This is a genomic window from Streptomyces sp. YKOK-I1, assembly GCF_054660435.1.
The window spans coordinates 9,129,551-9,152,138 of sequence record NZ_BAAGDR010000001.1 but is presented as its reverse complement, the minus strand read 5'-3'; the positions used below and the strand labels follow the sequence as shown (position 1 = coordinate 9,152,138).

The 22,588-nt window shown below is 72.6% G+C and carries 17 protein-coding genes and 1 pseudogene; 13 read left to right on the top strand and 5 right to left on the bottom strand.

The window, feature by feature from the left end; all coding sequences use genetic code 11:
- Positions 1–138 precede the first annotated feature (138 nt).
- Positions 139–2,283 carry a SpoIIE family protein phosphatase gene (locus ACYQ8Q_RS40795; RefSeq protein ID WP_460071949.1) on the top strand — a complete coding sequence of 715 codons (2,145 nt, stop codon included), beginning with the start codon at positions 139–141 and terminating at the stop codon, positions 2,281–2,283.
- A 57-nt stretch (positions 2,284–2,340) separates the two neighbouring features.
- On the opposite strand, the gene ACYQ8Q_RS40790 is transcribed toward ACYQ8Q_RS40795, so the two are convergent.
- Positions 2,341–3,855 carry a S1 family peptidase gene (locus ACYQ8Q_RS40790; RefSeq protein ID WP_460071947.1) on the bottom strand — a complete coding sequence of 505 codons (1,515 nt, stop codon included), beginning with the start codon at positions 3,853–3,855 and terminating at the stop codon, positions 2,341–2,343.
- A gap of 766 nt (positions 3,856–4,621) precedes the next feature.
- Between ACYQ8Q_RS40790 and ACYQ8Q_RS40785 the strand changes: the two genes are divergently transcribed.
- The 4 genes from ACYQ8Q_RS40785 to ACYQ8Q_RS40770 all read left to right on the top strand — a co-directional run bounded on the left by ACYQ8Q_RS40785 (position 4,622) and on the right by ACYQ8Q_RS40770 (position 10,759).
- Positions 4,622–4,837, top strand: a complete 216-nt coding sequence (locus ACYQ8Q_RS40785; RefSeq protein WP_055631607.1) for a hypothetical protein — start codon at positions 4,622–4,624, stop codon at positions 4,835–4,837.
- Between the two features lie 83 nt (positions 4,838–4,920).
- On the top strand, positions 4,921–5,727 hold the full coding sequence (locus ACYQ8Q_RS40780; RefSeq protein ID WP_460071945.1) for an HlyD family efflux transporter periplasmic adaptor subunit: 807 nt from the start codon (positions 4,921–4,923) through the stop codon (positions 5,725–5,727).
- Positions 5,724–7,946 carry an NHLP family bacteriocin export ABC transporter peptidase/permease/ATPase subunit gene (locus ACYQ8Q_RS40775; protein WP_460071944.1) on the top strand — a complete coding sequence of 741 codons (2,223 nt, stop codon included), beginning with the start codon at positions 5,724–5,726 and terminating at the stop codon, positions 7,944–7,946. Before ACYQ8Q_RS40780 ends, ACYQ8Q_RS40775 begins: the two co-directional genes overlap by 4 nt.
- Before the next feature lie 5 nt (positions 7,947–7,951).
- The gene (locus tag ACYQ8Q_RS40770; RefSeq protein WP_460071943.1) at positions 7,952–10,759 is read left to right on the top strand and encodes an NHLP bacteriocin export ABC transporter permease/ATPase subunit; all 2,808 of its coding nucleotides are present in this window, start codon (positions 7,952–7,954) and stop codon (positions 10,757–10,759) included.
- A 25-nt stretch (positions 10,760–10,784) separates the two neighbouring features.
- On the opposite strand, the gene ACYQ8Q_RS40765 is transcribed toward ACYQ8Q_RS40770, so the two are convergent.
- Positions 10,785–11,312, bottom strand: coding sequence for an SRPBCC family protein (locus ACYQ8Q_RS40765; protein ID WP_460073699.1), 528 nt, complete (start codon positions 11,310–11,312; stop codon positions 10,785–10,787).
- 39 nt (positions 11,313–11,351) lie between these two features.
- A pseudogene (locus ACYQ8Q_RS40760) lies at positions 11,352–11,705 on the bottom strand (VOC family protein); the annotation flags it as partial.
- Between the two features lie 157 nt (positions 11,706–11,862).
- On the opposite strand from ACYQ8Q_RS40760, the gene ACYQ8Q_RS40755 reads away from it, so the two are divergent.
- From ACYQ8Q_RS40755 to ACYQ8Q_RS40740, 4 genes are all read left to right on the top strand, one after another.
- Complete coding sequence (locus tag ACYQ8Q_RS40755; RefSeq protein ID WP_460071941.1) at positions 11,863–13,362, top strand: MFS transporter; 1,500 nt, start codon at positions 11,863–11,865, stop codon at positions 13,360–13,362.
- Between the two features lie 137 nt (positions 13,363–13,499).
- On the top strand, positions 13,500–14,504 hold the full coding sequence (locus ACYQ8Q_RS40750; protein ID WP_460071939.1) for a Ppx/GppA family phosphatase: 1,005 nt from the start codon (positions 13,500–13,502) through the stop codon (positions 14,502–14,504).
- Positions 14,505–14,539: 35 nt separating this feature from the next.
- On the top strand, positions 14,540–14,695 hold the full coding sequence (locus tag ACYQ8Q_RS40745; protein ID WP_460071938.1) for a hypothetical protein: 156 nt from the start codon (positions 14,540–14,542) through the stop codon (positions 14,693–14,695).
- Positions 14,696–14,809: 114 nt separating this feature from the next.
- A complete protein-coding gene (locus tag ACYQ8Q_RS40740; protein ID WP_460071936.1) occupies positions 14,810–15,169 on the top strand; it encodes an STAS domain-containing protein in 360 nt (119 codons plus the stop codon).
- Between the two features lie 139 nt (positions 15,170–15,308).
- Here the strand turns inward: ACYQ8Q_RS40740 and ACYQ8Q_RS40735 are convergent, their stop codons facing one another.
- Positions 15,309–15,743 carry a protease inhibitor gene (locus tag ACYQ8Q_RS40735; protein WP_460071934.1) on the bottom strand — a complete coding sequence of 145 codons (435 nt, stop codon included), beginning with the start codon at positions 15,741–15,743 and terminating at the stop codon, positions 15,309–15,311.
- A gap of 334 nt (positions 15,744–16,077) precedes the next feature.
- Between ACYQ8Q_RS40735 and ACYQ8Q_RS40730 the strand changes: the two genes are divergently transcribed.
- From ACYQ8Q_RS40730 to ACYQ8Q_RS40715, 4 genes are all read left to right on the top strand, one after another.
- Complete coding sequence (locus ACYQ8Q_RS40730) at positions 16,078–16,671, top strand: hypothetical protein (RefSeq protein ID WP_460071932.1); 594 nt, start codon at positions 16,078–16,080, stop codon at positions 16,669–16,671.
- A gap of 159 nt (positions 16,672–16,830) precedes the next feature.
- Entirely contained in the window at positions 16,831–18,429 is a 1,599-nt protein-coding gene (locus ACYQ8Q_RS40725; protein ID WP_460071930.1) for a purine-cytosine permease family protein, read from the top strand.
- Complete coding sequence (locus tag ACYQ8Q_RS40720) at positions 18,426–19,121, top strand: alpha/beta fold hydrolase (RefSeq protein ID WP_460071929.1); 696 nt, start codon at positions 18,426–18,428, stop codon at positions 19,119–19,121. Before ACYQ8Q_RS40725 ends, ACYQ8Q_RS40720 begins: the two co-directional genes overlap by 4 nt.
- 77 nt (positions 19,122–19,198) lie before the next feature.
- Positions 19,199–20,368 (top strand): lactate 2-monooxygenase, encoded by a 1,170-nt coding sequence (locus ACYQ8Q_RS40715; protein ID WP_460071927.1) that lies wholly within the window; start codon positions 19,199–19,201, stop codon positions 20,366–20,368.
- Between the two features lie 266 nt (positions 20,369–20,634).
- Here the strand turns inward: ACYQ8Q_RS40715 and ACYQ8Q_RS40710 are convergent, their stop codons facing one another.
- A complete protein-coding gene (locus tag ACYQ8Q_RS40710; RefSeq protein ID WP_460071925.1) occupies positions 20,635–22,260 on the bottom strand; it encodes an RICIN domain-containing protein in 1,626 nt (541 codons plus the stop codon).
- Positions 22,261–22,588 lie beyond the last annotated feature (328 nt).

Below are 22,588 nucleotides of genomic sequence, written 5' to 3'. Positions count from 1 at the left end.
AGCGCGTATGGGACCCGGGCGCAGCCCCTCCTCACGGCGGGGCCGTCCACGCCCCGCCGCGGCGCGTTCGCCGTGCGCCCTCGCCCGGTAGGGGGCAGATTTGGAGCGGGAACCCGGGGTGGTCGGTGGGCCGAGGAGGTGGGCACCGTGTCCGACGGGATCCAGGCCGGTCAGACGGCGGCCGCCGTGCGGACGCCGGTCGGCAGGCCGCTGCTGTCCCTGGCGCTGACCTCGATGATGGACGCGGTCGGCGCGCACTCGGGTGCCGTGTACCTGCGGCCGGGCGAGGAGGAAGTGCTCCAGATGGCGGTGACGGCGGGGCTGCCCCGCTCCTTCTCGGCGCCCTGGGAGCGGGTCGGGCTGAACGCGCCGATCCCGGTGGCGGAGGCGGTCCGGGAGCGGCGGCTGGTGTGGGTCGGCGGGGAGGAGGACATGGCCCGCCGGTACCCGCGGATCGCGGTCGTCCTGCCGTATCCCTTCGCGCTGGCGGCGATGCCGGTGGCGACGGAGTCGAGGGTGTACGGGGCGGTGTACGTGACCTGGCCCGGTTCGCACCCGCCGGAGCTGTCCGAGCGGGAGCGCGAGGAGCTGACCGCGGGCTGTGAGCGGCTGGCGGTGCGGCTGGAGCGGACGGCGGCGGAGAACCGCGCCCTGCGGGTCGAGTCCGATCTGATGGACGCCTGGTCGATCGGCGGGACCGCGGACACCCTCGGCACGGTGGAGGCGGCGCGGATGGTGGCCCGGCTGCCGTACGGGCTGTGCTCGCTGGATCTGAGCGGCCGGGTGGGCTTCGCCAACACGGCGGCGGCGGATCTGCTCGGGGTGCCGGTGCGGCGGCTGCTGGGGGTGCAGTTGTGGGCCGCGGTGCCCTGGCTCAACGATCCCTCGTACGAGGAGCGCTACCGGGCGGCGCTGATCGGGCAGGCGCCGGTGTCGTTCGTGGCGCTGCGGCCGCCCAAGGACTGGCTGTCGTTCCGGCTGTACCCGAGCATCACGGGGATCAGCGTCCGGATCACCCGGGCCCGGAACGTGTCGGAGCCGAAGCCCTCGCCGGCCCGGCCGGGGGACGCGCCGACCCGGCTGGTGTCGATGTCGCAGGCGCTGAGTCTGGCGGGGGCGCTCACCGAGACGGTGACCGTGCAGGACGTGGTGGGGCTGGTCGCGGACGAGATCGCGCCGACCGTGGGCAGTCAGGCGCTGGCGCTGCTCGGGGCGCGGGCGGGACGGCTGCATGTGCTGGGCCATCACGGCTATCCCGACCCGCACACGGTGGAGCGGTACGAGGGGATGCCGCTGTCGGCCCCCTCGCCGGGGGCGCACGCCGTGGCGCACGGCGTCCCGTCGTTCTTCGCGTCCCGGCGGCAGCTGGAGCAGCTCTATCCGGCCAAGCGGTCCAGCCCGGACGGCTTCGAGGCGTGGGCGTATCTGCCGCTGATCGCCTCGGGGCGTCCGGTGGGCGCCTGTGTGCTGGCGTACGGGCGGCCGCGTGAGTTCTCCACGCACGAACGGGCGGTGCTGACGAGTCTGGCCGGGCTGATCGCGCAGGCCCTGGACCGGGCACTGCTGTACGACGTCAAGCACCAGCTCGCCCACGGTCTCCAGGCGGCCCTGCTCCCCCACACGCTGCCGGAACTGCCCGGGGTGCGGGCGACCGCCCGCTATCTGCCGGCCACCCGGGGCATGGAGATCGGCGGCGACTTCTACGACCTGGTGCCGTCCCGGCCGCTGGCGGCGGCGGTGATCGGGGACGTCCAGGGCCACAACGTGACGGCGGCGGGGCTGATGGGGCAGCTCCGGACGGCCGTACGGGCGTACACGACCGTCGGGCAGGAGCCGGCGGAGGTGATGCGCAGCACCAACCGGCTGCTGATCGACCTGGGGTCCGATCTGTTCGCGAGCTGTCTGTATCTGCGGCTGGACCCGGCGCGCGGGCGGGCGGTGATGGCGCGGGCCGGGCATCCGCCGCCGCTGCTGCGCCGGGCGGACGGACAGGTGCGGGTGCTCGACCTCGCGGGCGGTCCGCTGCTGGGCATCGACGGGTCGGCGGCTTATCCGACGACGGAGGTGGAGCTCGCCCCCGGCTGTGTGCTCGCCCTGTACACGGACGGGCTGATCGAGTCGCCCGGGGTGGACATCGAGGACGCGGTCGCCGAGCTGGGCCGACGGCTGGGCGAGGGCGGTGACCGTCCGCTGGAGGAGCTGGCCGACGATCTGGTGGGGCCGTACGCGGCGGCGGAGGAGCGGATCGACGACGTGGCGCTGCTGTTGCTGCGGGCGAGCTGACGACATGAACGGTCCGGCCCCCGCCGGAGGGCCGGACCGTTCAGCAGGTGTCAGTGGTCAGTGCGACTCGTTCACGCCCGAGCCGCCCTCGACACCGTTGTTGTTCTCCTCGGCGCCGTTCTGGTTCTCGGCTCCGTTGCCGTCGATGGCCTCGCCGGTGTTGTCGTCGATGCCGTCGCCGTTCTCGTCCACGGCACCCGCACCGGCGTCGTCGCCGCCCTGGATGGCCTCGCCGGTGTTGTCGTCGATACCGTCACCGTTCTCGTCCACGGCACCGGCCTGCTCGTCGCCGCCCTGGATGGCCTCGCCGGTGTTGTCGTCGATACCGTCACCGTTCTCGTCCACGGCACCCGCGCCGGCGTTGTCGTCGCCGCCGACCGCGTCACCGGCGCCCACACCGCCGCCGTCGCCGAGGGTCGCGCCGGTCGCCTCGAGGGCGGTGGTCACCGGCTGGAAGAAGGTCTCGCCGCCGGCGGTGCAGTCACCGCTGCCGCCCGAGGTCAGGCCTATCGCCTGGCCGTCCTGGGTGAACAGGGGGCCGCCGCTGTCGCCGGGCTCGGCACAGACGTCGGTCTGGATGAGGCCGTTGACGGTGTCGACACCGTTGGGGTCGGTCTCGCTCTGGAAGTTGACCGTGGCGTCGAGGGCGAGCACCTGGCCGTCGTTGAGGCCGGTGGTGCTGCCCATCCGGAAGACCTGGGTGCCCACGACCGCGTCGGCGGCCTGCGAGATGGCGACGGTCTGCTGACCGACATTGACCTCGCTCGGCGCCTGGGTGTTCGCGTCGTCGTACTTCACGAGTGCGAAGTCACTGCCGGGGAAGGTCGCCTGGTCGACCGTGGCGATCGGCTGCCCGGTCTCGGAGTCGGACCACTCCTTGGCGGCCACGCCGCAGTGACCGGCGGTCAGGAAGGCCGGGCTTCCGTCGCTGGCGGTGACGTTGAAACCGAGCGAGCAGCGGACCGTGCCGCCCTCCGCCTGGGCGAAGATGGCGTCGCCGCCGGAGACCTTGGTGGAGAAGGTGCCGGCCGACTTCTTGAGGGTCGCCATGCCCGAGCCGAGCTTCGCGACCGTGGACTGGACCTGGTCCCAGTTGTTGCCGGTGACCGTGGAGTCGGCGGTGACGAGGATCTTGTTCGTCTTGGGGTCGACGGCCCAGGCGGTGCCCGGGATGGTCGCATCCTTCTTCAACGTCGCCGCGGCCGCCTCGAGTTCGGCCGTGCTGTTGTCGACCTGGCGGACCTTGGCGCCCGCCTCCTCCGCCTGCACGATGACCTGGTTCTTGTCACCGTCGATGTTGATGTCGTCGCCCTCGACGTTGATGACGTTGATGACGAGCTGCTGGCCGTCGGAGTCGTAGTACGAACCGGCGAAGGCGTCACCGAGCAGCTCCTGGAGCTGTGCGGCGAGGTCCGAGGCGTCGCCCGCCTTCAGGGCCTTCACGGAGGCGGCGTTGTTCGAGCCGTCCTGGGAGGCGTTGGCCTGCGGAAGGAAGATGGCCGCCGCTCCGAGCGCCGCGACACCGCCGGCGGCGATGATGGCATTGCGCTTCGTGACTCGCTTGTGACTCAAAAAACTCGACCTCCTGGGGGACGGGGTCTGGCTGCCGGTCGTCGGCAGCTCCGTACAGCGGCGCCTGGTTGGCCTTGAGTACGCGGGGGGCGCGGGATGCGTTCAATCGCGTTTGCCAACTTCCTTTGCGCAATGCGGAATCGGCCATGACCGTGCCCTGACCGGGCCATGGGGCGAGAACCCCCCAAACCGCGACGACCACCGTCGAAGCAGACGGGATCCTTCCAGGACACGGGCATCGAAATCCCGCCAGGCGCACAGCCGCCCCACAGTCCCCTGACGGATCGGATGTCTCGATCCCGGCAGTCCCGGCCACCCCGCGGGACGCACCGTCGGTGAGCGGAGCGTCACGGTCCGCGCCCGTCGGAGAATCTGCACATCGATTACCCAAGGGGGTCACCGGAAGCGGGGATTCTGCACAACTCCCGGATCCCGCTCACGTCATTGGGGCAGGAGTGTCGGATTCGCCGTGACGGCCCCCGCCGCTCATCCGAGCGAACCCGGGTGAATCCGGCCCGAGTCGTGAAGGAGTCGGCGACAAGTCGTGCGCGCGCCTGCACCGTTCGCCCCTCCCGTGCGGCAAGTTCCCAGGTGAGGCCGGTGATTGATTGGAACCGCGCCCCGCGGACCTGCTTTCATCCATCGCACCGCAGGGCTCGGACGCCTCCCGGAAACGGGGGTCCGGCCCCCACGGTCGCGGCCGTCGTCTGTCCCCAGAGGGGGCCGCTCCCCCCTTGTGAATATCCATATGAAGGGAAGTTCCACCATGAACTCCACCCCCCAGGTTGAGACCGTCGAGATCTCCGACGCGGACCTCGACAACGTCTCCGGCGGTCTGTCCGTGAACGCCCTCGGCACCGTCACCGGCCTGGTGGACGGCGTCGCCCCGGTTTCCGGCCTGGTCGACACGGTCGTCGGCACCGTCGAGGGTGTCACCGGCCTGAACACCGCCCCGGTCACCAACCTGGTCGCCGGTCTCTGACCGCACCCCGTGTGACCTTCTGAGTCCCGGAGCCCTCACCCGGCTCCGGGACTCGTCGGCGTCCCGACCCGGAAGAAGCGCCCGTGCAGTTCCGCCAACAGGCCCTCACCAAGCTCCAGTCACCGGAGGAACTCGACCTCCCGGTGCGTTTCGCGCGCCCTCAGGGCCGGCTGGTGCTGGCCGTGACCGTCGCCGTCATGGCGGCCGCCTCCGGCTGGGCGGTGACCGGCTCGGTCGCCACCACGGTGAGCGCGCCCGCCGTGCTGACCCACGGCGAGGGCAGCTACATCCTGCAGAGCCCGGCGGCCGGCCAGGTCACCGCCGTCCTCGCGAAGGAGGGCGAGCGGCTGCCCGCCGACTCGCCGGTGCTGAAGGTCCGTACGGCCGACGGCGAGGCCGTGGTCCGCACGGTCGCCGCCGGCCGGATCACCGCCCTCGCCGCCTCCCTCGGACAGATCATCGCCACCGGCGCGAACGTCGCCGCCGTGGAGAAGGTCGCCGACGCCGACGACCCGCTGTACGCCACCGTGTACGTGCCGGCCGGAAGCGCCGCGTCGATCCCCGAGGACGCGGCCGTCGACCTCACCGTGCAGACCGTGCCCGCCCAGGAGTACGGCGTGCTGCGCGGCCATGTGAAGTCGGTGGACCGCACGGCCCAGTCGGCCCAGCAGATCTCCGCGTTCCTCGGCGACAGCGGGCTCGGCGAGCAGTTCACCGAGGACGGGCGTCCGGTGGCGGTTCTCGTGCGGCTCGACAAGTCGGCCTCCACGAAGAGCGGTTACCGGTGGTCCTCCGCCGACGGGCCGCCGTACGAGCTCAGTTCCCTGACCATGGCCACGGGTGCGATCCGGCTGGCCGACCAGCGACCCGTCGATTGGCTGCTTCCGTGACCACCGCCGAGCAGACCCGGAGCCGGAGACGGGCGGCGCCGCCCCGGCGCACGGTCCCCCGGGCCGGGGCGAAGAGCGTCCGCACCCCCACCGTCCTGCAGATGGAGGCCGTGGAGTGCGGCGCCGCCTCCCTCGCGATGGTCCTCGGCCACTACGGCCGGCATGTCCCGCTGGAGGAGCTGCGGATCGCGTGCGGGGTCTCGCGCGACGGCTCGCGGGCCGGCAACCTGCTGAAGGCGGCGCGCGGTTACGGCCTCACCGCCAAGGGCATGCAGATGGATCTGGCGGCCCTCGCCGAGGTACGGGCCCCCGCGATCCTCTTCTGGGAGTTCAACCACTACGTCGTCTACGACGGCATGGGCCGCCGCTTCGGCCGCCGCGGCGTGTTCGTCAACGACCCCGGCAAGGGCCGGCGGTTCGTGCCGATGGAGGACTTCGACGGCAGCTTCACCGGGGTCGTGCTGGTACTGGAGCCGGGCGAGGGGTTCGAGCGGGGCGGGCGCCGGCCGGGGGTGCTGGGCGCCCTGCCGGCCCGGCTGCGCGGCACGGCGGGCACCCTGCCGGCCGCCGTGCTGGCGAGTCTGCTGCTGGTGCTGGTCGGCGCCGCCGTCCCGGCGCTGAGCCGGACCTACATCGACATGTTCCTGATCGGCGGTCAGACCTCGCTGCTGGAGACGCTGTTCACGGCGATGGGCGCCTGCGTCCTGCTGACCGTCGCGCTGACCTGGCTCCAGCAGGCCAACCTCCACCACGGCCGTATCATCTCCTCCACCCTCTCCAGCGCCCGCTTCCTGCGCCATCTGCTGCGGCTGCCGGTGACCTTCTTCTCCCAGCGCAGCCCGGCCGACCTGGTGCAGCGGCTCCAGTCGAACGACGCCGTCGCCGAGACCCTGGCCCGTGATCTGGCCTCGGCGGGCGTGGACGCGATCGTCGTCGTCCTGTACGCCGTCCTCCTCTACACCTACGACCCGCAGCTGACGTTCGTCGGCATCGGGGTGGCGCTCCTGAACATCGTCGCCATGCGGGTCGTCGTCCGGCTGCGTGCCACGCGTACGGCGAAACTGCGGGCGGACACCGCACGGCTCACCAACACCGCTTACACCGGGCTCCAGTTGATCGAGACGATGAAGGCGACCGGCGGGGAGGACGGCTACTTCCGCAAGTGGGCCGGGCAGCACGCCACCACGCTGGAGGAGCAGCAGCGGCTCGGGGTGCCGAGCGCCTGGCTGGGCGTGGTCGCGCCGACGCTCGCCACCCTCAACAGCGCGCTGATCCTGTGGATCGGCGGGATGCGGGCCATCGAGGGCCATCTCTCCGTGGGTCTGCTGGTCGCCTTCCAGGCGCTGGTCGCCCGTTTCACGGCCCCGCTGACCCGGCTGAACGGTGTGGCGGGCCGCATCCAGGACTTCGCGGCCGACGTGGCCCGGCTCAAGGACGTGGAGAGCTTCCGCGCCGACCCGCTCTACGACCGCCGCGCCGGCGCCGACTCCACGCGCCGGCTCCGGGGGCACGTCGAGCTGGAGAACATCGCCTTCGGCTACAGCCCGCTGGACAAGCCCCTCCTGTCGGGCTTCGACCTGACCGTCGGCCCCGGGCGGCAGGTGGCGCTGGTCGGCGGCTCGGGCAGCGGGAAGTCGACGGTCTCCCGGCTGCTGTCGGGCCTGTACACACCGTGGGAGGGCGTGATCCGGATCGACGGACAGCGGCTGGAGGACATCCCGCGCGGGGCGCTCGCCTCCTCCGTCTCCTTCGTCGACCAGGAGGTGTTCCTCTTCGAGGGCACGGTCCGCGACAACGTGGCGCTGTGGGACCCGTCGATCCCGGACGAGGCGGTGATCGAGGCGCTGCGGGACGCGGCGCTGTACGACGTCGTGATGCGCCGGCCCGGTGGCATCGCCGGCCGGGTGGAGCAGGACGGCCGCAACTTCTCCGGCGGTCAGCGGCAACGCCTGGAGATCGCACGGGCGTTGGTGCGCCGGCCCAGCGTCCTGGTCCTGGACGAGGTGACCAGCGCGCTGGACGCGGAGACCGAGCTGGTGGTCATGGACAACCTGCGCCGGCGCGGCTGCGCCTGTGTGGTGATCGCCCACCGGCTGAGCACGGTCCGCGACAGCGACGAGATCGTGGTGCTCGAGCACGGCACGATCGTGGAGCGGGGACGGCACGAGGAACTCGTCGCGCGCGGCGGCGCGTACGCGGCGCTGGTCAGGGAGCGGTGACCGCCATGTCCGACGGTGACGTCGTCCTGGGCGCGCTGGGCGGGATGGGCGCGCGCATCGACTGCACGGGCTTCGGCCGCCTCGACCTCGAAGGCCCGCAGGCGCTGTGGCTCGTCGTGTCCGGCGCGCTGGACCTGTTCGCGGTGGACGCCGGACAGCAGGGCCACTGGCACCACTTGGGGCGGCTGGAGGCGGGGGCGCTGCTGCTGGGCCCGGTCGCCGGACCTCAGCACACGCTCGTGGCCCGGCCGTTGCGGGACTGCGTGGTGCACCGCATCGGCCTGCGGGAGCTGTACCAGCCGGCCGGGACCCAGACCTGGTCCTACGACGCGTACGGCAACCCCCAGTACGTACCGCCGACGTCGAGCCCGCTGGAGTACGCGCTCGCCCTGGGCGTCGGCCGCGGCCTGTCCGTCCTCTTCCAGGCGCCGACGGCGACGGAGAGACCGGCGTCGGTGACGGACGACGACGTGTTCTGGATGCAGGTTCCGCCGGGCAGTGTGCAGTACGGGTCCCTGTACGGCGCGGAGGCGGCCGCCGATCTGCTGATGGACCCGGCGGTGTGGCAGAGCATGGTCGACCAGCAGTACCGCCTGCTGACCACGCTGGACCGCTGGATCGAGCAGCTGGAGCGCACCCATGAGACCCGGGCCGCCGCGGGCATCAAGGCGGGCGAGGCGGTCCGTGACCGGGCCGACCGGACGCTGCTCGCCTCGATCGGCGCGAAGACGGCCCGGCGCACCACGTCCGCCGACGCGGACGCCACCTTCGCCGCGTGCCGGCTGGTCGCCGGGGCGGCCGGGATCGCGCTCGTGGAGCCGACGCGGACGGGGGCCGCGGAGGACCGTCTCGACCCGGTCGAGCAGGTGGCGCTGGCCGCCCGGGTGCGCACCCGGGCGGTACGGCTCGACGGGCGCTGGTGGCGGGACGACGTCGGCCCGCTGGTCGGCCGGCGGACGCTGTCGGGGGCGCCGGTCGCGCTGCTGTGGCGGCGCGGCGGTTACGTCGCCGTACAGCCGTCGACGGGACGGGAGACCCCGGTCGAGAGGGCGAACGCCGAGGAGTTCGAGCCACGGGCCGTCATGTTCTACCGTCCGCTGCCGGACCGCAGGCCGAGCCCGCTGGGGCTGCTGCGGTTCAGCATGCGGGGCACCGGCGGCGATCTGACGCACCTGATGCTGAGCGGGCTGGTGACGGTGGCGATCGGGGCGCTGGTGCCGGTCGCCACGGGCAAGGTGCTCGGCGAGTACGTGCCGAAGGCGCAGTCGGGGCTGATCGTGCAGGTGTGTCTGGCCGTGATGGTCGGCGGGGTGGTCGCGGCGGCGTTCACGCTGTTGCAGAACCTCACCATCCTGCGGCTGGAGGGCCGGATCGAGTCGACCCTCCAGCCGGCGGTGTGGGACCGGCTGCTGAGACTGCCGACGCGGTTCTTCGCCGAGCGGTCCACGGGTGAGCTGGCCAGTGCCGCCATGGGGATCAGCGCGATCCGCCGGCTGCTGGCGGGACTCGGTCCCTCGGTCGCGCAGTCGCTCACCGTCGGCGCGATGAACCTGGGGCTGCTGCTCTGGTACAGCGTGCCGATGGCGCTGGCGGCGATCGGCATGCTGGTCGTCGTCGCCGGGGTGTTCCTGGGGCTCGGGCTGTGGCAGGTGCGCTGGCAGCGGCGGCTGGTGGTGCTCTCCAACAAGCTGAACAACCAGGCGTTCCAGACCCTGCGCGGCCTGCCGAAGCTGCGGGTGGCGGCCGCCGAGAACTACGCGTACGCGGCCTGGGCGGAGCAGTTCGCGCGCAGCCGTGAGCTCCAGCAGCGCCTCGGCCGGATCAAGAACCTCTCCACGGTGCTGGGCGCGGTGTATCTGCCGCTGTGCTCGCTGCTGATGTTCATGCTGCTGGCCGGTCCGGCGCGGGGCGCGCTGTCGGCGGCGGACTTCCTCACCTTCAACACGTCGATGACGATGCTGCTCACCTCGGTCACCTCGCTGACCGGTGCCTTCGTCTCGGCGGTGGCGGCGCTGCCGTTGTTCGAGGAGATCCGCCCGGTGCTGGAGGCGACTCCGGAGGTCCGTACGGCGAGCACCCGCCCGGGCCCGCTGTCCGGCGCCCTGGAGGCCCGCAGGCTCTCCTTCCGCTACTCCGACGACGGTCCGCTCGTCCTCGACGACGTCTCCTTCGAGGTCCGGCCGGGCGAGTTCGTGGCGGTGGTGGGCCCGAGCGGCTGCGGCAAGTCGACGTTGCTGCGCCTGCTCATCGGCTTCGACAGGCCGGTCTCGGGCCAGGTGCTGTACGACGGTCAGGACCTCGCCGCGCTCGATCAGTCCGCGGTGCGCCGGCAGTGCGGGGTGGTGCTCCAGCACGCCCAGCCGTTCACCGGCTCGATCCTGGACGTCATCTGCGGCACCGGGGCCTACACGCCGGAGGAGGCGATGGCGGCGGCCGAGCTGGCGGGGCTCGCGGAGGACATCCGGCGGATGCCGATGGGGCTGCACACCATCGTCTCCGGCAGCGGCTCGGTCTCCGGCGGCCAGCGCCAGCGGCTGATGATCGCCCAGGCGCTGATCCGCCGGCCCCGTGTCCTCTTCTTCGACGAGGCGACCAGCGCCCTCGACAACGACACCCAGCGCACGGTCATCGAGAGCACCCGCAAGCTGAACGCCACCCGGATCGTCATCGCCCACCGTCTGTCGACGGTGCTGGACGCCGACCGGGTCGTGGTGATGGAGAACGGCAGAATCACCCAACAGGGCCCGCCCGCCGAACTCCTCGCGGACACGACCGGCCGCCTGCACGAACTGGTACGGCGGCAGCTGACGTAGAGCGGGGGCGGGCGTCCCGTGCTCGTCAGGAGGTGTCGGGCAGCGGGGCGCCCGAGGGGAAGCCCGCCTCGACGTAGGCACGGTAGGAGGATTCCCAGGAGCGGGGGCCCTCGTGGGGTGAGGACGCCGGGGTGCCTGTCGCGCGGCTGTCCAGCGCGGTCAGGCACACCTCCCAGCCGGCGGCGTTGCGTGCGGCGGCGTCGGCGCGGTCCAGGACGTCGGTCAGGGTGAGACGGGTGCGCTCGTCGCCCTCCGGCTCCAGGTCGAAGCGGAGTTCGTCGCCGCCCCAGGCGAAGGACAGATGGCTGAGCGCGTCCACGGCGAGGACCCGGCCGGTCGACTCCGGCAGATGCGGATCGCCGCTGAAGCGGATCGTGCCGCCGGGGCGCAGGTCCATCGTCACGCGGGACGGGAACCAGTGGGCCAATTCGGCCGGGTCGGTGACGAACCGCCAGACCCGGGCGACCGGATGGTCGTAGGTGCGGGTGAAGCGGACGGCGGGCCGGCCGTCGTCCAGGGTCACAGCGGCACCTGTGAGATCGGAGGGGTCCATGCCGCGCTGCTCCCTGCTGCAGAGGTGGAGGGGGATGCCGTCGGGGTCGGCGAAGGCCAGCAGCCGGCCCGGGGCCGCGTCGACGACCGGGGCGTGCGGGACGCCGAGCGCGTCGAGGTGCGCGGCCCAGGCATCGACGGCGGCCGGGTCGCGCACGGCGAGGCTCACGGCGCCGAAGTCCCGGCGCTCGTGCACCGCGGCCGGGGCGACCCGCAGGGCGAGCAGGGTGTCTCCCAGTCCCGGGACCAGGCCGGCGACCTCGCGCGGCACTCCCTCGGCGTCGGCGGACTCCCGCGAGACCGAGAGGCCGAGAACCCGCCCGTACCAGTCGCGCGCCCGGCCGAGGTCGGTGACGGGGATCGTCACCTGGTGGATTCCGGCAAGTTCCGGCATGAGGTCCACGCTACGGCCGGCCCCACAACCCCTCCTAACGAAACTTTGCCGTTTCGCTCAGAGTGGTCTAGGCTCGATGTGTACGAAACCGTTTCGTTTACGCGCTCTTTGCCCTTCCCCCTGCTCCACCGCACCGACCTCCCTGGAGTGGTTCCGCATGCCCCCGAAGACCTTGACGGACGGCGCCCGCACGGGCACCGAGCCGGCGCCGCCCGCCTCCGCCAAGAAGTGGTGGATCCTCGCGGTCGTCGCCCTGGCCCAGCTGATGGTGGTGCTGGACGCCACCATCGTGAACATCGCCCTGCCCTCGGCCCAGGCCGACCTCGGCTTCTCCGACGGCAACCGGCAGTGGATCGTCACCGCCTACGCGCTGGCCTTCGCCTCGCTGCTGCTGCTCGGCGGCCGCATAGCCGACCTCTTCGGACGCAAGACCGCCTTCCTCGTCGGGGTCGTCGGCTTCGCCGCGGTCTCCGCACTGGGCGGCGCCGCCACCAACTTCGAGATGCTGGTCACCGCCCGCGCACTCCAGGGTGCCTTCGGCGCGCTGCTCGCCCCGGCCGCGCTCTCCCTGCTCAACACGACGTTCACCGACGCCAAGGAACGGGCCAAGGCGTTCAGCGTCTACGGCGCCATCGCCGGCGCGGGCGGCGCGGTGGGCCTGCTGCTCGGCGGCGTCCTGACCGACGCGCTGGACTGGCGCTGGACCCTCTACGTCAACGTGGCCATCGCCGTCCTCGCCTTCGCGGGCGGCTGGGTCCTGCTGACCAACCACCGCGACGCGGGGAACTCCAAGCTCGACGTCCCCGGCACGGTCCTGGTCGCCGCCGGACTGTTCTTTCTGGTCTACGGCTTCTCCAACGCCGAGACGCACGACTGGGGCTCCCCCGAGACCTGGGGCTTCCTGATCGGCGGCGGGGTGCTGCTGGCTGCCTTCGCCTGGTGGCAGACCCGCGCCGCGCACCCGCTGCTGCCGCTGCGCATCCTGCTCGACCGCAACCGCGCCGCGTCCTTCTTCGCCGTGCTGATCTCCGGCGCCGGCATGTTCGGCGTGTTCCTCTTCCTCACCTACTACCTCCAGCTCAACCTGGGCTTCAGCCCGACGAAGACCGGTGTGGCGTTCCTGCCGATGGTCGGCGCGCTGATGGTGGCGGCCCAGCTCGGCACGACCGTCCTGGTGCCCCGGATGGGACCGAAGGCGGTCATCCCGCTGGGCTTCGCGATCGCCGCCGCCGGCATGGCCTGGCTGACCGGGATCGGCGTCGGCTCGGACTACGCGACCGCGGTGCTGCCGCAGCTGGTCGTCACCGGCATCGGACTCGGCCTGGTCATGCCGCCCGCCATGCAGATGGCCACCGGCGGGGTCGCCGCGGAGGACGCCGGGGTGGCGTCCGCGACGGTCAACGCCATGCAGCAGGTCGGCGGTTCGATCGGTACCGCGCTGCTCAACACCCTCGCCGCGAGCGCCGCGACCGACTACCTGGCCGGCCGGGACGCCACCAGCAAGCTGGTCCAGGCGCAGGCGACCATCGAGAGCTACACCACCGCCTTCTGGTGGTCGGCGGGCCTCTTCGCGGCGGGCGCGGTGATCGCGTTCGCGCTCTTCCGCCGCGGGGTGCCGGAGCTGGACGCGGACGCCGCACCGGTCGTCCACATGTAGTCCCGCAGATCCGTACCGGGGCACACCGGAGCACGGGGAACGCCGGAGCACGAGGAGCCACCGTCCGCTGCGGGACGGTGGCTCCTTTCGTACCGCGTCCGGCGTAGGGATTCGGCCCTCTGGGTACGCGCCGGGCCATGAGAATCAGCGTGCTGGACGTGGGGTCGAACACGGTACGGCTGGTGGTGGCGGACGCCGAGGGCGGGGTGCCCCTCCCGGTGCACACGGAGAAGTGGCGGCTGCGGCTGTCCGAACAGGTCGGTCCGGGCGCGCCCGTCCCGGAGGAGTCCGTCGAACGGCTGGTGACCGCGGTCGCCGCGGCGGCCCGGACCGCGGACCGGTGGGGTGCGGCGAGCCCGCTGGCCTTCGCCACCGCCGTGGTGCGCGCCGCCCCCAACCGGACGGAGGTGCTGCGGGCGGTCCGCACCCGGACCGGGGTCGCGCTGTGCACCATGCCGGGCGAGCTGGAGGCGGAGCTGACCTTTCTCGGCGCCCGACGCTGGATGGGCTGGCGGTCCGGCCCGCTCGCGCTGCTGGACATCGGTGGCGGCTCGTTCGAGGTGGCGTTCGGCCGGGGCCGGCTGCCGGACTTCGTGGCCTCGCTGCCGCTCGGGGCGAACCGGCTGACGCATGACGTCTTCACCGGGCAGGACCCGCCGTCCCCGGACCTGGTCCGGGCGCTGCGGCGCAGGGTCCGCCATCAGCTCAGGGACGTGGCCGCCCGGATCCGCTGGGAGGGCCCGCACACCGCCGTGGCCACCTCCCGCACCTTCCAGCAGCTCGGCCGGTTGTGCGGGGCCCTGCCGGGCCGGCACGGTCCGTTCGTGGAGCGCACCCTGCACCGCCGTGATCTGCGGACCGCGATCGAACGGCTGGCCGAACTCCCGGCGGCGGAACGCGCCCGGCTGCCCGGCATCTCCGCACCGCGCGCCGCGCAGAGCCTGGCCGGGGCGGTGGTCGGGCACACGGCGATGAAGCTGACCGGGCTGCGCAGGGTCACGGTCTGCCCCTGGGCGATCCGCGAGGGCGTCATGCTGCGGCACATCGAGGACGGCGCGTCCTGGTGGGCGCAGGTCAGCGGCCTGGCCGAAGGGGCCCCGGGCCCCCCGGAGCCGGTGCCGCTGCGCGTCGCGCGACACTGAAGGGCCCCGAAGACGCCCGACCCGAGGAGCAGGCCATGTCCGACGACCGCGAACCGCCCGAGACCGCGCTCGAGGCGGTCCTGCGGGAGATAGAGGACGCCGAGGCCCGCGCCGACGAACTCAACCCCTTCGAAGACCACCCCGAAGCTCCGACAACAAGCGATATGCCGGAAATTCACTGGGACGAGTGAACTTGATCTTGCGCCCGGCCGTGCAGGGATGCCCTGCGCCCCGACGGGGTAGCTACCGGCTCCGAAAGCGGTTCCCGTGAGCCGCCGAAAGCCCCCTGCCGAGGTGGAGCGGACATGACGCCACCGGCCAATCCCCACGCCCGTACTCGTGTCAACGGCCCCTGCACCGTGGTGGAGCTGACGGGCGAGATAGACCTGGCGACGGCCGGGTTCGTCGCGGACCAGCTCGACGCGGTGACGGCCGCGACGGCCGTCGACGTCCTGGTCGATCTGCGCGGGGTGGAGTTCTTCGACTGTTCGGGGCTGCGGGTGCTGTGCCGGGCCCAGGACCGGGCGGTGCGCGGCGGCGGCCGCCTGCGGGTCGTCTGCGACCAGCCGTCCCTGCACCGGCTGTTCCGCGCGACGGGCCTGCTCGGGCGCTTCCCACCGCTCGCCTCGCTGCCCGACGGCCTCACGGACAGCCGTACGGAATGACCCCAGGGACCGGCGGGCGGCCCCACTCCGCCCGTCCGGCCCCTGGGTTACGAGATCACGGTCGTCCCGTGTCCATTGGCCCGCACTCCCCACGTCACGGGCCGGTCACGGCGTCCACGGGAGCCACGCGATCCCGGTCTCAGAAGGCGAAGAGGCTGCTCCCGGCAGCGTTCTTCACACATTCGTTGGCGAAGGTGCGCTCATAGGCGACCCGCTTGCCCTGCCACACCCCGTCGACGGTGACGACGACCGGGGCGTACTGCTTGGTGCACAGGGCGTCGCCCGGGCCCGCGAGGGCGTCCAGGTCGCCGCCGGCGGCGCGCAGCTCCGCACAGGCGAGCGCGGCCGCGGGGTGGGTGCCGGAGGGCCCCGGCGCGCAGCTCAGGGTGACCGCACGGGCGGCACCCACCGTGGCGGCGCTCTCGCCGTGGCCCAGGGTCAGCACCAGGGCGGACGGGGCGTAGAGCGAGGCGGGGGCGGCGGCCGGGGCGGCGAGCGCGGCCCCGGTCAGGGGTGCGCAGACGGTGGCGGCCGTGAGGCCGAGGGTCGCCGCCCAGCGCGCGGTGTTCCGCATTGTGTGCATCCTTCCGCTCGATTACGGGGTGTGCCGGCCGACCCGATCGGAGCCGAACGCGGCGACCGCGAGTCTGCCGAGTCCGCCGCCGAAACTCACATCGACCCCATGCGTTTCAGTAACCTTGCGTATTGAATCAGTGGCGTGAAGTCACGGAATTCGAACGTTCCAACCCCGGAAGCAAGCGCTTCATGATCTCTTCGGTCGGCCAGATGGCTGGTTTCGATGGCTTCGTTAATCGGCCTGAAACATTCCGCTCCTGCTCACTTTCCGCTCTCGGCTGACCCCTTCGCGACCCCTTGTGTTCATGGACCAGCGGAGTAATCGTCATTACATGATTACTTCGGAGCAGAGGGACAAACTGAGGGGCTGGTTCGCCGGGCGGCTGCCCGACGACCTGTTCGAGGAACTCGTCGAGGTCGTCGTGGACCGCGAGGAGATCACCGTGATCGGCCGGGTGCCCGCGCCGCGGCTCGCCGGGGACGCCCCGGCCGCCGAGCGGGAGGCCGCCGTCACGGCCCGGATCCAGGAGTTCCGGGAGCGCACGCGCGAGGCCCGGATGGCCGTGGCCCGGGACGCCGAGCACCGGTTCCGCCGCAAGGTGTCGTGGGGCGTGGTGTGCGACGGGGAGCGGGCCCTGTTCACCCATGTCGCGGCGCCGGTGATGACCCGGCTGCGGCAGCCCGAACGGCAGGTCCTGGACACGCTGATCGCCGGGGGCGTGGCCCGCAGCCGCAGCGAGGCGCTCGCCTGGTGCGTCCGGCTGGTCCAGCGGCACACCGACGACTGGCTCACCGAGCTGCGCGAGTCCCTGGAGCATGTGCAGCGGGTCCGGGCCCAGGGGCCCGACACGGGGGAGGTGACCGACCCCCAGGACGACGCATCCACTCGGGACGATTCATCCACCCGGGACCAGGAAGAAGGATGATCCGTCCACTGGCCGGGGTCCTGCCCCACCGCTTAGGTTCGGCAGACCCCGTCCCGGACGGCCTCCGCCCGCGCCGCCCACCCCGCGGCAGCGACGGCGTCCGGCTCCCCGCCGCGCCACCCCGCGCTCCGCCGTCGACCGCCCGCTGCTGGAGCCCCCGTGACCCCGCCGTCCCCCGAGACCTCCCTCACCGCGCCGCCCTCCCTCACCGAGGTCGAGACCCATGGTGTGGACCGCATCCCCGACGCCGAACGCTCGGCGAGTCCGTTCGACCTGTTCCGGCTCGCCTTCGGCGGTGCGAACACCTTCTCCACCTGTGTGCTCGGCGCCTTCCCGATCCTCTTCGGCCTCTCCTTCTGGCAGGGCCTCGCCGCCACCCTCCTGGGCGTGGTCGCGGGAGCGCTGATCCTGTGCCCGATGGCGGTGTTCGGCCCGGTCAACGGCACCAACAACGCGGTGTCCTCCTCCGCGCACCTCGGTGTGCACGGCCGGGTGGTCGGTTCCTTCCTGTCCCTGCTGACCGCGGTCGCCTTCTTCTCCATCTCGGTGTGGAGCTCCGGCGACGCGCTGGTCGGCGGCGCGCACCGGCTCTTCGGCCTCTCCCGGAGCAACGTCACCTACGGGGTGGCGTACGCGCTGTTCGCGGGACTGGTCCTCGCGGTGTGCGTGTACGGCTTCCGGTTCATGCTGTTCGTCAACAAGGTCGCGGTGACCTCGGCGACCGTGCTGTTCCTGCTCGGGGCGATCGCCTTCGCCGGTGACTTCGACGCCTCGTACGCGGGGGTCTTCACGGACTCCGCCGACGCGGCGACGCAGTCCCTCTTCTGGCCCTCCTTCATCGGCGCGGCGCTGATCGTGCTGTCCAACCCGGTGTCCTTCGGCGCGTTCCTGGGCGACTGGTCGCGCTACATCCCGGCGGCCACCCCGCGCCGCCGGGTGATCGGCGCCGCGTTCCTCTCCCAGCTCGCGACGCTGCTGCCGTTCGTCTTCGGCCTCGCGACCGCGAGCATCATCGCCGCCAAGGCCCCGGAGTACGTCGACCCGGCCGCCCCCGACTTCGTGGGCGGGCTGCTGGCGATCTCGCCGAGCTGGTTCTTCCTGCCGGTGTGTCTGCTGGCGCTGATCGGCGGCATGTCCACGGGCACGACCTCGCTCTACGGCACCGGGCTGGACTTCTCCTCGGTGTTCCCGCGCCTGTCGCGGGTGCAGGCGACCGTGCTGGTCGGCGTGCTGTCGATCGCGTTCATCTTCATCGGCCGGTTCGGCCTGGACCTCGTGCAGTCCATCTCCACCTTCGCCACCATGATCATCACCTGTACGACGCCGTGGATGGTCGTGATGATGCTGGGCTTCTACACCCGGCGCGGCTGGTACGACCCGGACGCCCTCCAGGTCTTCAACCGCCGTCAGCGCGGCGGCCGGTACTGGTTCGCGCACGGCTGGAACTGGCGCGGTATGACCGCCTGGTGGGTGTCGGCCCTGCTCGGTGTGCTGTTCACGAACATCCCGGGCCAGTTCGTCGGCCCGCTGGGCGATCTGGCGAACGGCATCGACATCAGCCTCCCGCTGTCGCTGGCCGTCGCCGCCGTCCTCTACCTGGCCCTGCTGCGGCTGTTCCCCGAGCCCCGGGCGGTGTACGGCCCCGAGGGCGCGCGCCTCGCCCGGACCGTGGAGGTGCCGGTTCCGCCGATCACCGGTCCGGGCGCGGCGGTTGGCGGAGGGGCGTTGTCAGACCCTGCCTCTACCGTGGGGGCATGACTCATTTCGTGCTGGTGGCGGGTGCCTTTCTGGGTGGATGGGCCTGGGACGAGGTGGCGGCCGAGTTGCGCGCCGCCGGGGACGAGGCCCATCCCCTGACGCTGTCCGGGCTCGCCGAGCGGGCCGCGGAGCCCGCGGGGCAGCGGACACATGTGGAGGACGTCGTGGCCGAGGTGGAGCGCCTCGGCCTGCGGGACGTGGTGCTGGTCGGGCACAGCTACTCGGGGATCCCGGTGGGGCAGGCGGCCGAGCGGATCGGCGACCGGCTCAGAAGGGTGGTGTACGTGGACGCGGACGTGCCCTTCGACGGGGAGTCCTTCCTGGCGAGCTGGTCGAGCGACCACGTCCGCGCGTCGATCGAGGCGAACGGCGGCGTCTGGCTCCCGCTCGACGCCGAGGACTACGCCGGCCAGGACCTGACCGACGAGCAGATCGCCGGGATACTCGCCAGGGCCACCGCCCACCCCGGCGCCACCCTCACCGAGGGGGCGGAACTCAAGGGCTCCGCGGGCGATCTCCCCACGACGTACATCAAGTGCCTGCTCGACGGGGACGCCCCGCCGCCGGCCGTGGCGGACCTCTTCAAGGACGAGAACTGGGAGCTGGTGGAGATGAACACCGGTCACTGGCCGATGTTCTCCCGCCCGGCCGAACTGGCCCGGATCCTGCACGCGTCGGCCGCCGGGCGCTAGCCCTCCTCCCTCCTGTCCCTACCCGCCGGTATCGTCGCCGTGCACGCGGGCTCGACGGCGAGAGGCGGTAGGGACGGATGGCGAAGCACTGGGCGGACTTCCAGTACGAGATCTATCTGAACGGGATGACGGGCCAGGTCCCCCGGCTGCCCACCGATCTGACCCGGCTGGAGGAGCTGACCGAGCGGCGGCTCGGGCCGGGTCCGGTCGGGTATGTGGCGGGCAGCGCGGGGGACGGCGGCACGGCGCGGGCCAACCGGGCCGCGCTGGAGCGCCGCCGGATCGTGCCGCGCATGCTGCGGGACGTCCACGAGCGGGATCTGACGGTCGAGGTGCTGGGCCGGGCCCTGCCCGCGCCGCTGGCCCTCGCACCGGTCGGCGTGCTGTCGATCATGCACCCGGAGGCGGAGACCGCGGCTGCCCGGGCGGCGGCCGCGCAGGGAGTGCCGTACATCCTGTCCTCCGCCTCCAGTACCCCCATGGAGCGGATCGCCGAGGCGATGGGGGACGCCGAGCGCTGGTTCCAGCTGTACTGGTCCAAGGATCGCGAGGTGACCCGGAGTTTCCTCGGCCGGGCGAAGGCGAGTGGCTTCACGGTACTCGTGGTCACCCTGGACACCCCGCTGCTGGCCTGGCGTCCGCGTGACCTGGACCAGGCGTATCTGCCCTTCCTGCACGGCGTGGGCACCGCCAACTACTTCACGGACCCCGCCTTCCAGGCGGGCCTGGCCAAGCCGGCGGCGGAGGATCCGAACGCGGCCGTGCTGCACTTCATCGGTCTGTTCGCGGACCCCGGGAAGACCTGGCCGGACCTGGCGTTCCTGCGGGAGCACTGGGACGGCCCGATCGTCCTCAAGGGCATCCTGCATCCGGACGACGCCCGGCTGGCCGCCGACGCCGGGATGGACGGCGTGGTGGTCTCCAACCACGGCGGCCGCCAGGTGGCCGGCTCGATCGGCGCGGCCGACGCGCTGCCCCGGGTGGCACGGGCGGTCGGCGACCGGCTGACGGTCCTGTTCGACAGCGGGATCCGCACCGGCGACGACGTCTTCAAGGCCCTCGCCCTGGGCGCCGAGGCGGTCCTGCTGGGCCGCCCGTACGTCTACGGCCTCGGCCTGGACGGACAGCCCGGCGTCGAGCACGTCATCCGCTGTCTGCTCGCCGAGTTCGACCTCACGCTGGCCCTGTCGGGCCATGCCACACCGGCAACCGTGGGCCCGGCCGACCTGGCGGAGGACGAGATCTAGCACCCGGGAACACCCTCAGGCCGCCGCCGGGACCGTCTCAAGGCCGCCACCACCACTCTCAGGCCGACCGCCTGGACTGTCCTCAGGCCGCCACCTCAACCACCCTCCGACCGCCGCCTGGACCATCCTCAGGGCCGCCCCACCACCCTCAGGCCGCGCCCGCCCGGACGTCCTCAGCCAGCCGCTTCGACTGCCCTCCGACCACCACCTCGACCACCCTCCGACGGCCACCTCGGCCGCTCTCCGACCGCCCCCGTGACCGTTCCTCAGGCCGTTCCCTCCTCCAGGCCCACCGGCTGGGCCGACGGAGGGGCGGCCGTGCCGGTGACGGCGAGGGAGCCGGGCGTGGCGGCGGCCGTGTCGGGGAGCCAGCGCTGGGCGTCGGAGCGGTCGCGGACCTTCACCACCACGTCGGCGCCCGCCTCGGTTCCGGCACTGGTCAGGGCGAGGGAGTCGTCCCAGCGGGGCAGCAACTCGCCCTGGACGGTGAAGTCGTAGCGGACGTCGTCCGCCCGGGAGTCCCCTACGTCCACGCAGTCGCCGAGGATGACCACCCCGGCGTCGGCGTGCGAGTCCACGCACAGGTCGGGCTGCGCCGCGCTGCGCAGCTGGCCGTCCTCGGCGTACGACCACTGCTGGGTGGCCCCCGTACCGCACGTGGCGAGTTCGAGGGCCGCGCCGGCCTCGGCCTCGCCCCGGATGTCCAGGCAGAGGTCGGCGTCGGCGTCGCGCAGCCTGGTCCGCTGGGGCGCGGTGGGGAGTTGGACGGTGCCGGGGGTGGTCGGCGAGGCACTGGCGGCCGGGGTGTCGGTGCCCGGGACGACACCGCTGGTGGAGGCGGCCGGGTCGGCGCCGCCGTCGTCCAGATACATCCCGGCGGCCAGCAGACTGGTCAGCAGCCCGGCGGAGGCGAGCCCCACACCGGTGAACAGGGCGCGCGGGGAGCGCGCCGCGCCGGAGGAGCGACGGCGTGGCGAGGGAATGCGGGAGAGCAGGGTGCCGCCGCGCGGCCGGCCGCCCCGGTGCCGGGCGGAGCCCCTCAACCGTACGGGCTGCTGGGCGCGCCCGGGGCGGGAGTCGTGGTAGCGGCGGGCGCCCCAGCCGAGGACGGCCTCGGCGAGCAGCACACCGAGCGCGTTCTCGAAGTGCCCGAGCTGCTCGGCGGCGGCCCGGCAGTAGCGGCACTCGTCGAGGTGCTTGCGGACGTCCGGCAGCAGTTCGCCGCCGCGCCGGATGGGCACGTCGAGGAGGCGGTTGTAGAAGCGGCACTCCTTGCTCGGGGCGAGGTCCCGGTGGGCGCGGACCAGCCCCTCGCGGAGCTTGTCCCGGGCCTGTTCGTAGGCGCCGGCGACCATCTCGGTGTCCATGCCGAGCAGTCCGGCGGCCGCCGGGATCGACTCGGCCTCGACCTCGACGTGCCACAGGACGCAGCGGGCGACCGCGGGCAGGCTCTGGAAGGAGCGTTCGGCGAGCACCCGGTTGTCCGGGGTCATGGACTTCGCGGCGCGCATGCCCCGCGCCCCGGCGGGCTTGGTCAGCACGGGCAGCACGCCGGAGATGTTCTCGTCGGCGGCCCAGAGCCGCGCCATGTCCCGTACGGTCACCAGCAGCCGGGGCCGCAGCGCGGTGCCCGGCTCGCCCAGCTTCAGCCGGTCGAAGACCTGGTGGACGGCGGCCGCGGTGAGCATGTTCGAGACGTTCCCGGAGGACGCGAGGCAGATGACCGCGTACTCGTGGACCGGCCGCCAGTGCCGGGCGATCAGCACCGCGGTGGACTGCGCGACCTCGCTGTCCGTGCCGCCGCGGATCCCTGCGGCGAGGGACTCGTCGGATTCTCCGGGGCCAACGCCGGGCGGCGGGTAGGGAGGGCGAGGCGGCTGGGCGGTCGGCACTGAGCGGTTCCTTTGGTACGTACCTGATGGCGCGACGGGGAGCGTGCGTCCGCCCCACAGGCGTCGCACAGGGACCCGGCCGTCACCCCCCGCTCGGATGGTTCACCATTGCACAACTAAGTCGTGCGCAACAAGGCGCGGCGACAACCTGCCCGTTGTTGAAAGAATGTCGACAACAAGGTCGCGCGAATGCCCCGCGGCACGCCTTTCGTCCGTTCTTGCGCCCCGTGTGAAACAGACGCACGCGCAGGGGCGTCGCGCACCTTCCCGGGAAGTGCGCGCGGTAGTGGACTGGGACCCGGCCACTTCCTCGGAGGCCCCGCGCAGG

Bases quoted from the DNA above. Each gene is read 5' to 3' on its own strand.
- ACYQ8Q_RS40785 (WP_055631607.1), top strand. From the start codon at position 4,622: ATGAACTCCACCCCCCAGGTTGAGACCGTCGAGATCTCCGACGCGGAC.
- ACYQ8Q_RS40770 (WP_460071943.1), top strand. From the start codon at position 7,952: ATGTCCGACGGTGACGTCGTCCTGGGCGCGCTGGGCGGGATGGGCGCG.
- ACYQ8Q_RS40765 (WP_460073699.1), bottom strand. From the start codon at position 11,312: ATGGACCCCTCCGATCTCACAGGTGCCGCTGTGACCCTGGACGACGGC.
- ACYQ8Q_RS40755 (WP_460071941.1), top strand. From the start codon at position 11,863: ATGCCCCCGAAGACCTTGACGGACGGCGCCCGCACGGGCACCGAGCCG.
- ACYQ8Q_RS40750 (WP_460071939.1), top strand. From the start codon at position 13,500: ATGAGAATCAGCGTGCTGGACGTGGGGTCGAACACGGTACGGCTGGTG.
- ACYQ8Q_RS40745 (WP_460071938.1), top strand. From the start codon at position 14,540: ATGTCCGACGACCGCGAACCGCCCGAGACCGCGCTCGAGGCGGTCCTG.
- ACYQ8Q_RS40740 (WP_460071936.1), top strand. From the start codon at position 14,810: ATGACGCCACCGGCCAATCCCCACGCCCGTACTCGTGTCAACGGCCCC.
- ACYQ8Q_RS40735 (WP_460071934.1), bottom strand. From the start codon at position 15,743: ATGCGGAACACCGCGCGCTGGGCGGCGACCCTCGGCCTCACGGCCGCC.
- ACYQ8Q_RS40730 (WP_460071932.1), top strand. From the start codon at position 16,078: ATGATTACTTCGGAGCAGAGGGACAAACTGAGGGGCTGGTTCGCCGGG.
- ACYQ8Q_RS40720 (WP_460071929.1), top strand. From the start codon at position 18,426: ATGACTCATTTCGTGCTGGTGGCGGGTGCCTTTCTGGGTGGATGGGCC.
- ACYQ8Q_RS40715 (WP_460071927.1), top strand. From the start codon at position 19,199: ATGGCGAAGCACTGGGCGGACTTCCAGTACGAGATCTATCTGAACGGG.